Below are 14,231 nucleotides of genomic sequence, written 5' to 3' on the forward strand. Positions count from 1 at the left end.
GTCCCACCGTGTCCCGGACCCCTCGGCGAACGCGCCGACTGGTGGTGGTACACCCCCTACGAACCCCAACCACCACCCACCAACAACTAGCCCCGGCGACCCGGGCCGACCACCGTGACGCCGAGAAGGAAACGCCTCACGCCTCGCCGGTAGCGGCACGCCACGTTAAGGCGAGAGAACCAGCACGTCGAACCGTGCGAGTGCCGCGCCCAGGTCCGACTCGTCGAAGACTTCGCAGCGACTTATCTTGTTGCCGGCGAACGTAATTAGCACGACATCCCGCCACTCGGCGTCCATGCCGTCACGCGTGGTCGCCTGCACGGTGTGGGTGACCACCGCTCCCAGACTGCCTAATCGATGCACTGCCTCGACGCGAGTAGTGGCACGCGGCGCGAGTTCCCATACGGCACGCAACGATCGGCCCAAGTCACCCTCTGCGACCGCTACCACCGGGCGATGATCGAGATCAACCCAGTCCGCGGTCGTCGCCGGAAGCTCGTGGCGATTGAGCGCGGCATAGCCGCTCATGACGAGCGACCAGGTGTCGGCATGTTCGGCCGCTTCACCACCGAGGTACCTGGCGTCGAGTTCGGCGAAGGCGGCGTCGATGTCATCAATGTCGAACATGACCGCCGCTGCTACCGCTCCAGCGTCGTCGTACTCGACGACTTGAAGGACGTCGTATTGAACTGCTTCGGGGTCCTGGCCCGAGATATGAAAATTCGTGAGCAGCAGGTGTTTGCCTCGGGCCGCAACGAGGTCCACCGAAATGGAAGTCGTCAAACCCAATTCGGTGCTCACCCGAAGATCTTCGATGGCTGCATCTCGCCCTTGCCGAACCCCGGCATTCACGACACGACGGCGATCGTCGTTGTAGTAGTCGGGGGCGAACAACTCGGTCATTGCATCCCAGTCACGGGCCGCGAAGTTTGTTACGAAGCGTGCGATCAGTTGGCTCGCCGGGTCTCGCGGCTGCGGTTGCTGCGGGTGGAGTTGATCGAATCGTTCGAGCGCTGTGTCGAGGTCGGCCTCGTCGAACATCTCGAACCGGCTAATCAGATCGCCCTCGACGGTAATGATGTCGACTCCCCGCCACTCGGCGTCGAAGCCTTCTTCGGAAGTCCCGCAGCCAATCCAGCTGAAGACGGCTCCGAGGTCGCTGAGGCGATGGACCCTCTCGGCGTAGATCTTTCGGTTCGGCATCAGCTCCCACGAGGCACGGATGTATGCACCCACCTCACCGGGCGGAAACGCCGCGCCGCGCCGATGGTCGATGTTCACGAAGTCGGGCGTGGTCTCGGCGACCATGTGCCGATTAACACAGGCCAGGGCACCCGCGACGCATGCCCACGCCTGCGGGTGCGCCGCGGCGTCACCGGCAAGATACCGGGCATCGAGTTCGGCGAACGCGGCATCCATCTCGCCGACGTCGAACGCGATGTGGGCCACCATCCGCCCATCGCAATCGATTTCGACCAGGACCAGCGCCTCGGCGTCGTAACGATCGGTTTGCAGGTCCCGGCCCGAGAATCGAGTTCGATTCAGCACCAACCGTTCTCCCCGAACCGCAAGGACGATCGACGCGATGTTGGTCCCGCCCAGACCGGCCATCGCCTGCAGATCGGCGATGACGGCGTCGCGCCCGTGCCGGATACCTGCGCTCACCACGCGACGACGGTCGTCGGTGACTGCGTTGTCGGCCAGGGTATCCGTAATTGCATCCCAGTCGCGGGCCGCGAAGGCGGCCCCGAAGCGCGCGCAGGACTCACTGGCGGTGTTGTGCAGCCGTCGCAGCGGCCGCTGCAATTCCTCAAACCGCGCAAGGGCGGCATCCAGATCGGCATCCTCGTACATCTCGCAGCGGTTGACCCCGTCGCCGTCGACCGTGGAGACAGCAACCCCTCGCCATTCAGCGTCGAACCCTTCCTGAGAACCTCCGTACGCCAGGTACGTAACGACCGCACCGATGCTGTTCAGTCGATGCACCACCTGAACGTGCGGTCGGAGCTCGTGTTCGAGGTCCCACCCGGCACGGATGTATGCGACCAGATCCCCAGACGCGACTGCCGCGGTTCTACGGTGGTCGACGTTCACCACATCGGGCGCATCGGGCGTCAAAGCCGGCAACTCACCGCGACCCATCGACCGGTAGGTGCCGGCGATAGTCCGCCAAGTGTCGGCAAAAGGCGCCGCCTCGCCGGCCAGAAAACGCGCATCGAGCTCGGTGATAGCCGCGTCGAAATCGTTGGGTTCGTAGAAAACACACGCAACGATCTGATCGTTGGTATCGATCTCCAGGATTCCGAGCACCTCTGTCGAAAAGGACTCAGTACGTACATTGCGGCTCGAAAAGCGTAGTCGCGCAAGAACAAGACGCTCGCCCCGGGTCGCCAGAATGACCAGCGACACATATTCCGACCACAAGTCAGCGATGGCACGCAAGTCCACCAGTTCGGCCTCTCGGCCCCTTCGGACTCCTGCGCCCACTACCGAACGGCGATCATCGTTGGAGAAGTTCTCGGCCAGCAACTCCGCCACGGCTTCCCACTCACCGGCTGCGAAGGAGTCCAGGAACCGCTTACCCACCCGACTTGCGGTGTTTTCCAGCCGGCGCGTGTCCGGTTGAAGTTCCTCGAATCGCGCGATCGCGGAGTCCAAGTCCACCTCGTCAAATAGCTCGCACCGGTTGACTATCCCGCTCTCGACGAACGAGACGGCTATCTCCGGCCGCGCGCCAGCTGACCCACCGCGCGAAAATCCGAACCCCGAGTAGGTAAAGACGACGCCGAGATCACTCAGCCGATGCACCTTTTCGATGTACACGCGCGACTCGTCAGTCGACAACGCAATCACCCGGCGATGGTCAGTGGTTGCGCACCCCGGCGACACCTCAGGCAGTTCGTGTCGCTTGATCGAGGCGAACGTTTTGGCGACGGCACGCCAGGTGTCCGCGTGCGGCGCGGCTTCGCCGCGGGCGTACCGCGTGTCCAACTCGGCGATGGCTTCGCCAAAGTCGTTGTGGTCAAATATCACCCGGGCTTGCACCAAGCCTTTGTCGTCGACCTCGATGATGTCGAACACGTCGGTGTGAAACGCCTCGGGTCGTTGGTCGCGTCCCCATGTCTGGGTGCGGCAAAGAACGAGACGGTCGCCGCGGGTCGCGACGACCTCTGCGGTCACCGTTTCGACCCCGATTCCAGCCGTCGACTGCAGCTCCTCGATCGCGGCTTTCCTACCCTGACGCCGGCCGGAGTTCACCACGTGCCGCCGATCGTCGAGGCGGATGTCTTCGGTCAGAATTTCGGCGATGGCGGCCCAACTGCGAGCCGCGAAGTGCGCGCGCATGTGCTCGCCCGTTTTACTCGCTGCATTCTCCAGCCGCCGCGCGTGGCCCTGCTCAAGCCGAGCTTGCGCAGCATCGAGTTCAGCGAGAGCAACTTCGATGTCATCGACGTCGAACCAGATGGACCACCCAATGCGGCCCTCCTCGTCGAGGCACGTCACATGCAGCATCTCGTCCTGTGGCGCACCAGGGTCTGGGTCGGCAGTTCCTACTTTCAGCCGGATGAGGGCGAGGCGCTCGCCCCGTACGGCGAGGACCCCAAAGCGGTAGTGCATGCTGCCCATTTCGCGCGGAAGGCGCTCCATCTCCTCGATCCAGCTACGAGATGACCGGTCATCGCGCGTGAAACCTACTATTTTCCGGCGACTTTCAATGTCGACGTCACTCGCGATCACCTGCTCGACGTCGCTCCATGCCTCACTGTTGAGAGCGAGAACAAGGCGACCGACGGCCCTGGTGCACGTGTTGTCCGGCTCCGCGTCCACGTTTTGAGATGGAGCCACCGCGATCGGCGGTGCCGGCTCACCAAACACGCGGCGTGCCTTCTCGGCAAGCGCCACAGCACCTTTGCGTTCATACAGGCCGACGGCGCGCTCCGCGGCGGTCCGCGCCGCGGTGGCGTCACCGGCGGCTCCGCAGACCGCCGCCAGCGTCAGACACGCGTCACCGTGGTCAACCAGAGCATCGGTACGTTCAGCGAGGGTCACGGCCTCCTCGGCTACTCGCCGAGCCGTCCCGTAATCTCCTGTGCAAGAGAGCAATTGAGCCCGCAGCGTACGCCACGCGATCGAGGCCTTCAGCGCGTGGCCGGCCAGATGCTCACTCTCCGTGCATAGCACATCCGCCTCGGCATGCCGGTTCAGCGCCAGACATGCGCGACCGAGCAATGCCGCTGTCTCGGCCGTGTCCGCATCCAGGCCCATCCGACGAAATCCGTTGTAGGCCAGACGCAGCTGTGGCTCAGCCGCTTCAGGTTCGTCGCCGATGAGTTCGACGATGCCGGCGAACTGTTCGACCTCCAACAACGCATGCCGCAAACCCAGTTCGGTCACGGTGCGCCGAGCCGAGTCGATCATGCGACGAGCCGCGGCGGTACGGCCGCGAAAGGCCTCCAGAAGCGCCTGGCACCGAGTCGACGTCGCCTCGACCGCGGGCGAATCGGTCGTGATCCGAAGCAGCCGCACCACGTCGAGGCATCGCCCACCCGCCCGCGGAACCGGATTCGGACCCCAGAGCGCGGCAACCGGCGCCCCCGCCAGAACCGCATTGACCCGACGATGATCACGCGCGTTTCGTGCCACCGTGAGGGCGTCATCCAGCGCGATCTCGCAATCGGCAATCCTGCCGAGACGGGCCAGGGACGCGGCCCGCACGGTGTGGGCCTTGGCTTCCCCGGCGGAATCGCCCAAACTGGCCAGTTGCTGCGCGGCAGCCCGAAGCGCGGTTTCCACCTCATCCAACCGCTCGGGATGTTTCAGCATCGACAGCTGGCCGTCGAAGCAGGTAGCCCACGCAGACAACCGGGGCGAATCGACCGTCACCGCCTGTAACTGGGCGACCGCGCCGGCCGCCGAAGCCATGTCACCCGCGGCGAACAACGCCTCGCACCGTGCGATCAGTAGCGCCGCGGCCTGCTCGTCGCGGTCCGGCAACTCGTCGTCCAACTCTTCCAGTGCGTGCAGAGCGTGGTCGTACAGGTCGGCCGCCCCTTCGTAGGCGAGCTTGGCCATGGCCTGGTCCGCGGCGCGACGGCAGTATTCCGCGGCCTTGGCGGCGTTACCCGCCCACGCGCACTCGAAGTAGTGGTGAGCGAGTTCGGCCAGCAACTCGTCGTCGGCCCCCGGCCGCGCTTCCAGCGTCGTGGCGATGCGCTGGTGCAGCCGCATCCGCCGCACCGACGCCAGCTCGGCGAGCAGCGACTGGCGGACCAGGGCGTGATTGAACCGGTAATGACCGCCGGGCTCTTCGATCACGATGCCGGCCTGGCGCGCTTCGTCGAACGCGTCGACGAGGTCGCTGCCCACCACCTGCTCAACCAGATCTATCGCAAACCGGCTGCCGACGACGGCGGCAGCGGCCAGGGCCTTGTTGGTCTCGATAGGGAGCCGCGAGAGTCTGCGGCTGACGGCTTCGCGTACCCCCTGCGGCAGCGTGGTCTGGTCCCACACCCCGCCACTTTCGTCGACATGACGCAGGGCCTCGATGAGGAAGAACGGATTGCCGCCGGTGACCGAGGCCAATGCGTGGGCGAGTTCCTCGTCGTCGTAGCCGACTTCGGCCACATAAGCGGTCACGTCGTCCTCGTCGAGGCCGCCGAGACTGAGCCGGCTGGCTGTGCCCGACCCGGCGTCGCGGTGCAGATCGGCGAGCATCGCCGCGAGCGGATGCGAACGATCGAGATCGGTGTTGCGGTAGGTGCCGACGATCTGCAACCGGGCCCGCTCACCGAAGCGCAACAGATGCCGTAACAGCAGCAGCGTCGGCTTCGCCGCCCAATGCAGGTCATCAAGGATCAGCACGACAGGCGCTGCCTGGGAGGCGACTTCCAGGATTGCGACGACGGCATCAAAAAGTGCGTAGCGCTCGGTGTCGGGGTCGGAGCGGGGCCGGCTGGCCAGGTCGGGCACGACATCGGTCAGACCCGGGACCAGCGCCAGCAATGCTTCGACGCCGCGCACCTCCCGCAGGCACGTCGCGCCCAGGCACGGCGCTATCGAGCGCAGGGCTTCCGCGAACGGCTGATAGGGCGCGCCGAGGTCCTCGTCGCAACGGCCGTACAGCACGACCGCCCCTTGGTCGTAGGCCCGCTGCGACCATTCACCGGCCAGGCGCGTCTTGCCGACTCCGGGTTCACCGGCGATCAGCACCGCGCGCGCACCACCCGCCGACGCCGTGTGCCAAGCGGCCAGGAGGCGTTCGAGTTCAGCGCCCCGCCCTACGAACGGCCCGGGGCCCACGAGCACCGCGGGCAGGTCAGGTCGTTGGAACGGCGCATCACTGGGCTGCGGATCCGGCTCCGCGGAGGCGGCCCCAAGTCGCAACTCGAACACGTGCTCAGGTCGCGCGAGATTGCGCAACTGCCGCATACCCAGATCCGCAAGGTCGACATCGTCCGGCAGTGTGTCGATGACCAGCTCCGCCGTTGCTCCCGAACACAGAATCTGGCCACCGTCGGCCAGCGACCGCAGCCGGGCGGCGCGGTTCACCGCGCGTCCGAAATAGTCACCGTCGCGCAGCTCTGCCTCACCGGTATGCAGGGCAATGCGAATGCGCATGGGGTCTGGCAACGGCCAGGGCTCATGACCGATTGCTTCCTGCAACTCGACCGCGGCGGCAGCCGCGGCGGATGGCCGGTCGAACACCGAGAACGTCGCGTCGCCCTCGCCGCGCGTCTTGATAAGTCGTCCCCCGCGCGAGGTCACCACCTGCAGGACCAGCTCATCGTGGCGCGCGAGTGCCACCGCCATGGCGGCGGCGTTGGCCTCCCAGGCGGCGGTTGACCCCTCGATGTCGGTGAGCAGGAACGTAACCGCACGGGTCACCGATGAAAGTTGTTGCTCGGCAATGTGATCCAGCGAGACATCCTGAGCGACGATCGCGGCCTCCAGCCGGCGCAACTCCGGACCCGGATCCATTCCGAGTTCGTCGGCCAACAGCGACCGTGCCCGTTGGTAAGCGGCCAAGGCCTCGCCCTGCCGCCCAGACCGGTAGAGGGCGAGCATCAACTGCGCCCATCGCCGTTCGCGCAACGGCGCCTCGGCCACGGCTGACTCGAGATCGCCGATCACCTCCGCCGCGCGACCCGTCGCGAGCAATGCATCTGCCCTGTCCTCCACCACCGCGGCATGGCCCTCGATCCAGCGGGTCTTTTCCGATAGCCCACGCCGCCCATCGGGTAGCTCAGGAATTCCGCGCCACAACGTCAGCGCTTCCTCGAAGTGGGCCCCCGCCCCGCTGGTGTTGCCCGCCGCGGCGGCATCACGGGCCAGCTTGGCGGCCAACCTGAACCGCGATGCGTCGACGTCGGACCCTTTCAGCGTCCAACCCGCACCCGCCGTCACCACAACTCCGTCGCCAAGTGCCCGGCGCAGCGTGGAGATGTGAGTCTGCAGAGCTTTTGCTGCGGTGCGCGGCGGATCCTCGCCCCACAACAATTCGATCAGAGTGTCGGCCGACACCACCGAGCCGTTGTGCAGCCCGAGCAGCGTGAGGATGGCGCGCGGCTTCGCGCCCGGGATTGTGACGGGCGTGCCGTCCTGCCGGACCTGGAGAGGCCCCAAAACCCCCAGTTCCACCGATGGAAGCGTACTCACATTGACCATCGTGGGTAAGGCGATTCAATACCTGGTCAAGATCCGGTAAAGCCGCTAGAGCCGCAGGGTCCAGCCGGGTCCGCGGAAATGCAGCACAGTGCGGCTCACGGGTGCGACGTCGATACGCCAGAAGGATTCCGGCGGGGCGTCCAAGGCCAGCAGGATCGCGGCCCTGACGACCGCCGGGTGGGTGACGGCGACCGTCTGCGTCGGATCGTCGGCCGATTCGACGGCCGCCAGCCATCCGGCCACCCGCGTCCGCAGTTCGAGCACCGACTCCCCGCGATGCGGTGCCGCTGCCGGATTGGTGAGCCACGGCTTTAGCTGTTCGTTGCCCAGATCGTCCAGCGTCTGTCCGCGCCAGGAACCGCAGTCCAGGTCGGCCAGTCGCGGCTCGGGCGCCGGTCTCAGGCCGAGGAACTGTGCCGTCTGTTGAGCGCGATGCTCGGGCGCCGCCAGCTGGCGGACCTCGCCGCGCAGTTTCAGGGCTCGGGTCAGCCGGACCGCTTCGACCTGCCGCCGCCCCAACTCGTTGAGCGGTTCATCAGCCGGAAACCGCCCCGCCGACATCGCGTCGGTCATCGCGTGCGAGACCAGCGTCAAGCGGAGAGCACCGGTCACGCCGCGAGGCTCGTCGCCCGCTCCGGCCGCTCACCCAACAGTCGCGCCGCCAACTCCGCGAACACCAGCCCAATGGTCGTCCACAGCACCAGCTGAGTGCCGAGCGAAACCAGGCGGAACTCGTAGAGCACATCGGCAGGGAAGCTCGCGGGTGTCTCATCCACCGTCGGCAGAAGTAGCGCAACCAGCGCGACCGAGATGACGTAGGCGCCGGCCGCCGCGAGTCCGGAGTTCCATGCGCCGAGCCGCGCCGACAGCCGTCGGGCCAGCCAGACGGCCGCGATGGCCAGCATCCCGGAAGCCACCACCATCACCAGGTACCACAGGGTGCGGGATCCGATGGTGTCCGACTGACCCACCGCCGGTGGGTTGGCCGGGTACTTCAGGAACGGGGCCAGATAGAGCACGGTGAATGCCCCCGCCGCGAGGCGCAACGAAAACGACCGTGCCGCAACCGTTCCTGCCCGGCCGTAGCCGACGCAGAACAACACCGCGAACAGAACTCCCACCGCCATACCGAAAAGCAATACACCGAAACCCAATCCGGCGTTGCCCTGCACTGAGCGGCTGAACAACTCCGCGCCGTGCTCGTGCACCCCCGGAGCCGCTCCGGCGCGGTGTTCCTCAAAGTGGACAGCCCGACCGATGACGGGCTCCGCGACCAGGCGCCCAAAAACGAACGCAACCACCGCAGCTACCGCTCCGGCCAGCAGACCACGCGCAATCAGGCGTTTCTCCACAGCGTCAACCCGACCGGCTAGTGGCAGGGGAATCCGAGCAAATGCCTTGCGTCATGGAAGAATTCGTGCACATGCGTGTCGCTGCCGAAAACCGACACCGCGCCTTGATCGATGCCGACGAAGTAGATCGCCAGCAGCGCCAGGAAGGCGGCGCCCGCCAGCCAGAGCGCCGCGCTGGCCGCCGACAGGTCAACCGCGCCAGTCCGGGCGGCCGGTGAATTCGTCACGATCAAACTCCTCCTGGGATTCTCGCGTCCCACTCGTGCTGGTGACGGCTACGGGTCTGACTGTAGACAGTGGCGCGACCGTTCTGGAATTTCACCAGATTCCGTAGCTCGTCAATTGCGGTGTATACGGGCTGGACTAGACCGATGTTTCGCCGCCGGCGCCCGCCTTAGCCAGGTCCGGTTCGGCCGGTGGCTTGCGGGTTCCGGTGAACGTGAAGACCGCGTCCTCGCCCGGACCTTCGCCGTCCCAGTTGTCCACGTCGACGGTGACGACCTGACCCGGACCGATCTCATCGAAGAGGATCTTCTCCGAAAGCTGGTCCTCGATCTCACGCTGGATGGTCCGCCGCAACGGACGCGCACCCAACACCGGATCGAAGCCGCGCTTGGCCAGCAGTGCCTTGGCCTTGTCGGTCAGCTCCAGCGACATGTCCTTTGCCTTGAGCTGCTTGCCCACGCGCTCGATCATCAGGTCGACCATCTGGATGATCTCGTCGCGAGTCAACTGGTGGAAGACGATGATGTCGTCGATACGGTTCAGGAACTCCGGCCGGAAGTGCTTCTTCAGCTCGTCGTTGACCTTCTGCTTCATCCGTTCGTAGTTGTTGTCGCCACCACTCTGAGTGAAGCCCAACCCCACCGGCTTGGAGATATCGGAAGTGCCGAGGTTGGAAGTGAAGATCAGCACGGTGTTCTTGAAATCGACCGTGCGACCCTGCCCGTCGGTGAGTCGGCCATCCTCGAGCACCTGCAACAGGCTGTTGTAGATCTCTTGGTGTGCCTTCTCGATCTCGTCGAAGAGCACCACACTGAACGGCTTGCGGCGCACCTTTTCGGTGAGCTGACCGCCCTCTTCGTAACCGACGTATCCGGGCGGGGCACCGAACAGGCGGGATGCGGTGAAGCGGTCGTGGAACTCGCCCATGTCGATCTGGATGAGCGCGTCGTCATCGCCGAACAGGAAGTTGGCCAGCGCCTTGGACAACTCGGTCTTACCCACACCGGACGGGCCGGCGAAGATGAACGAGCCGGAGGGTCGCTTGGGATCCTTCAACCCGGCACGGGTACGTCGGATCGCTTTGGAGACTGCCTTGACGGCATCGACCTGGCCGATGATCCGCTTGTGCAGCTCGTCCTCCATGCGCAGCAACCGGGTGGTTTCGGCCTCGGTGAGCTTGAACACCGGGATACCGGTCCAATTGCCCAGCACCTCGGCGATCTCGTTGTCATCCACCTCGGCGACGACATCCATATCGCCTGAACGCCACTGCTTTTCCCGCTCGGCTCGTTGCGCGACGAGCGTCTTCTCGCGATCACGCAGGCTCGCGGCCTTCTCGAAGTCCTGGGCGTCGATCGCCGATTCCTTCTCGCGGCGCGCATCGGCGATCTTCTCGTCGAACTCGCGCAGGTCTGGCGGTGCGGTCATACGCCGGATGCGCATGCGCGCCCCCGCCTCGTCGATCAGGTCGATCGCCTTGTCCGGGAGGAACCGGTCGTTGATGTACCGGTCGGCCAGCGTGGCCGCCGCCACCAGCGCGGGGTCGGTGATCGACACCCGGTGGTGCGCCTCGTAGCGGTCTCGCAGACCCTTCAGGATCTCGATGGTGTGCTCCACCGTCGGCTCGCCGACCTGCACCGGCTGGAAGCGGCGCTCCAGAGCAGCGTCCTTCTCGATGTACTTGCGGTACTCGTCAAGCGTGGTCGCACCGATGGTCTGCAGCTCCCCGCGGGCCAGCTTCGGCTTCAAGATGCTGGCAGCGTCGATCGCTCCTTCGGCGGCACCAGCACCGACCAGCGTGTGCAGCTCGTCGATGAACAGGATGATGTCGCCGCGGGTGTTGATCTCTTTGAGCACCTTCTTCAGGCGCTCTTCGAAGTCACCGCGGTAACGCGAACCGGCAACCAGCGATCCCAGGTCGAGGGTGTAAAGCTGCTTGTCCTTGAGCGTCTCGGGGACCTCGCCGTGCACGATCGCTTGCGCGAGGCCCTCGACGACGGCCGTCTTGCCGACGCCGGGCTCTCCGATCAGCACCGGGTTGTTCTTGGTGCGACGGGACAGCACCTGCATCACCCGCTCGATTTCCTTCTCGCGGCCGATGACCGGGTCCAGCTTGCCTTCCATGGCGGCTGCGGTCAGGTTGCGGCCGAACTGGTCGAGCACCAATGAGGTCGACGGGCTGCCGGACTCGCCGCCGCGGCCACCGGTGCCGGCCTCTGCGGCTTCCTTGCCCTGGTAGCCGGACAGCAGCTGAATCACTTGCTGGCGCACCCGGGTCAACTCAGCGCCCAGCTTCACCAGGACCTGCGCGGCCACGCCCTCACCCTCGCGGATCAGGCCCAGCAGAATGTGCTCGGTGCCGATGTAGTTGTGGCCGAGTTGCAGCGCCTCACGCAGGCTCAGTTCGAGAACCTTCTTGGCGCGCGGGGTGAAGGGAATGTGCCCGGACGGTGCCTGTTGACCCTGGCCGATGATCTCCTCGACCTGGCTGCGCACACCTTCCAGCGAGATGCCCAGCGATTCCAGCGACTTGGCTGCGACGCCTTCACCTTCGTGAATAAGACCCAACAGAATGTGCTCGGTGCCGATGTAGTTGTGGTTGAGCATCCTGGCCTCTTCTTGAGCCAAGACGACCACCCTGCGGGCACGGTCGGTAAATCTCTCGAACATCCGCTGTTACCTGCTCTCCCTCACCATTCGGTACTCCGTCTTGCCAGACCATCTGCCGATACAGGACCGACAGAGCGCACCTCTAACCACTGTAGTGGTCGGCCTGCCAGGGTTCCTAACCCTCGCAAGCGCAGCAGTGCGGAAGCGCAACAGAATAACGAGGAAATACCCCAATGCGTTTCCCACCCAGGCTGTTGATCAGTTCGCCCCAAGCGAAAAGAAAAACCGGCGCCCATGCCGTTGCGGCCTGGGCGCCGGTATTCGTTGACCCGGTAATCGTTGACTACATGGTTGGCTACATGGTCTGCTACGTTGCCGCGTGGAACGCGTCGATGACGTCGGCCGGTATCCGGCCGCGGGTCGAAACGTTGTGGCCGTTGCGGCGGGCCCACTCTCGGATAGCGGCGCTCTGCTCGCGGTCGATAGCACCCCGTCCCCGACCCGAACCCGAACGTCCGCGCCGCCGACCACCGACGCGACGACCGGCCGCCACCCATTGCTTCAAGTCGTTACGCAGTTTCGCGGCATTTTTACTGGAAAGGTCGATCTCATAGGTCACCCCGTCAAGCCCGAATTCGACCGTTTCGTCGGCGGCGCCGGCACCGTCGAAATCATCGACCAAGGTGACGGTTACTTTCTTCGCCATTGGCTTACCCTCGCGTTTCTTCCTGAGCAGTTACAGGTCCAGTATTTTTAGACTCCCCGTCGACTAATCTGCCATAGGAACGGAAGATCCTCAATCCAAGCGCAACTTTCGCAGTTCAGTTGGTGTGCGGCCTAACAATCGGGAACAAAACTGTCTCCCTAATTGACAGACCGGTCAAACACATCAACAAGCGGTCGATACCCATTCCGGTGCCGGTACAAGGGGGCATGCCGAACTCGAGAGCGACGAGAAAATCTTCGTCTAGTTGCATCGCCTCGTCGTCACCGGCGGCCGCCGCTCGGGCTTGATCGGCGAATCTATCCCGTTGAACTACCGGATCGTTTAATTCCGAGTATCCGGTGGCAAGTTCCATTCCCCGAAGGTACAGGTCCCACTTCTCGGTGACCCCCGGGATGCTGCGGTGCTGCCGGGTCAAAGGCGTTGTCTCGACCGGGAAATCCCTGACAAACGTGGGTGCGGTCAGGTTCTTGCCGACGGCATGTTCCCAAAGTTCTTCGACAAGTTTGCCGTGTCCGAAACCACGATCATCGGGAATCTCCAGCTCGAGTTGACCGGCGATCTCGCGTAACCGTTGGACAGTTGCCCCGGGCGTGATCTCTTCACCCAGCGCATCCGACAGCGAGGAATACATCTGCAGAGTTGCCCATTCTCCATCAATGTTGTAGACGCTGCCGTCCGGCATCGGGAGTTCTCTGGTGCCGATCGCCTCATCGGCTACCTCTTGAATAAGCTCTCTGGTGACCACCGCCGAATCGTCATACGTGGCATAGGTCTGGTAGGTCTCCAACATCGAGAATTCCGGTGAATGCGTGGAATCTGTGCCTTCGTTTCGGAACACCCGATTTAGTTCAAAGACCTTGTCGAAACCTCCGACGATGCAGCGCTTGAGGAACAGTTCCGGTGCGATACGCAGGTAAAGGTCGATGTCCAACGCATTGGAATGCGTGACGAACGGCCGGGCCGCTGCCCCGCCGGCCAGCGTCTGCAGGATCGGTGTTTCGACTTCCAAGAACCCTCGGCGTTCCAGTGCATTCCTTAACGCGCGGATAACTGCAATCCGCTGCCGGGCCACCTGCCGCGCCTGGGGACGAACGATCAGGTCGACATAACGCTGCCGCACCCTGGCCTCTTCGCTCATCTCCTTGTGCGCGACCGGCAGCGGCCGGAGCGCCTTGGCGCCCATCTGCCAGGAATCGGCCAATACGGACAATTCGCCGCGCCGTGAGCTGATCACGATGCCGTGCACGAAAACGATGTCGCCGAGGTCGACGTCCGTCTTCCAGCCGTCCAGAGCCTCCTGGCCCACCCTGTCCAGGCTGATCATGGCCTGCAGTTGGGCGCCATCGCCGTCCTGCAGGGTGGCGAAGCACAGTTTCCCGGTGTTGCGGGCGAAGACGACCCGGCCCGCGACCCCGACGACATCCTCGGTGGCCGTGTCAATCGGCAGATCAGGGTGGGCGGCGCGGACCTCGGCCAGGGTGTGGGTCCGCTGCACGGCAACCGGGTAGGGATCACGGCCCTCGGTCAACAGGCGAGCGCGCTTGTCGCGACGGATGCGGAACTGCTCGGGAAGGTCCTGGCCTGAGTCTCGGTCGGGGTCTCGGTCCGAGTCTCGGTCGGGGTCTCGATCGGCGGCACTCACGACGTGCCAG

Annotated in this window: 8 protein-coding genes; 1 reads left to right on the forward strand and 7 read right to left on the reverse strand. The window is 64.8% G+C overall.

Going from position 1 to position 14,231, the window contains the following annotated elements:
• A partial coding sequence (locus tag A5636_RS27930) for a hypothetical protein (protein ID WP_437339840.1) occupies positions 1-90 on the forward strand: 90 nt, incomplete at its 5' end.
• A gap of 75 nt (positions 91-165) precedes the next feature.
• Here the strand turns inward: A5636_RS27930 and A5636_RS18920 are convergent.
• From A5636_RS18920 to lysS, 7 genes are all read right to left on the reverse strand, one after another.
• Complete coding sequence (locus A5636_RS18920) at positions 166-7,638, reverse strand: BTAD domain-containing putative transcriptional regulator (protein WP_253900645.1); 7,473 nt, start codon at positions 7,636-7,638, stop codon at positions 166-168.
• 72 nt (positions 7,639-7,710) lie between these two features.
• Entirely contained in the window at positions 7,711-8,277 is a 567-nt protein-coding gene (locus tag A5636_RS18925) for a histidine phosphatase family protein (RefSeq protein WP_065160174.1), read from the reverse strand.
• Positions 8,274-9,017 (reverse strand): CbtA family protein, encoded by a 744-nt coding sequence (locus A5636_RS18930; protein WP_065160175.1) that lies wholly within the window; start codon positions 9,015-9,017, stop codon positions 8,274-8,276. The genes A5636_RS18925 and A5636_RS18930 overlap by 4 nt, the downstream gene beginning before the upstream one ends.
• A 17-nt stretch (positions 9,018-9,034) precedes the next feature.
• Positions 9,035-9,244, reverse strand: coding sequence for a CbtB domain-containing protein (locus A5636_RS18935; RefSeq protein ID WP_065160176.1), 210 nt, complete (start codon positions 9,242-9,244; stop codon positions 9,035-9,037).
• Between the two features lie 136 nt (positions 9,245-9,380).
• Positions 9,381-11,912 (reverse strand): ATP-dependent protease ATP-binding subunit ClpC, encoded by a 2,532-nt coding sequence (clpC1, locus tag A5636_RS18940; RefSeq protein WP_065160177.1) that lies wholly within the window; start codon positions 11,910-11,912, stop codon positions 9,381-9,383.
• Positions 11,913-12,219: 307 nt separating this feature from the next.
• On the reverse strand, positions 12,220-12,558 hold the full coding sequence (gene lsr2 / locus A5636_RS18945; protein WP_036363110.1) for a histone-like nucleoid-structuring protein Lsr2: 339 nt from the start codon (positions 12,556-12,558) through the stop codon (positions 12,220-12,222).
• Between the two features lie 115 nt (positions 12,559-12,673).
• A complete protein-coding gene (lysS, locus tag A5636_RS18950) occupies positions 12,674-14,221 on the reverse strand; it encodes a lysine--tRNA ligase (protein WP_081287877.1) in 1,548 nt (515 codons plus the stop codon).
• Between the last annotated feature and the right edge of the window lie 10 nt (positions 14,222-14,231).

The organism is Mycobacterium asiaticum (assembly GCF_001673315.1).
GTDB classification, from domain to species: Bacteria; Actinomycetota; Actinomycetes; order Mycobacteriales; family Mycobacteriaceae; genus Mycobacterium; species Mycobacterium asiaticum_B.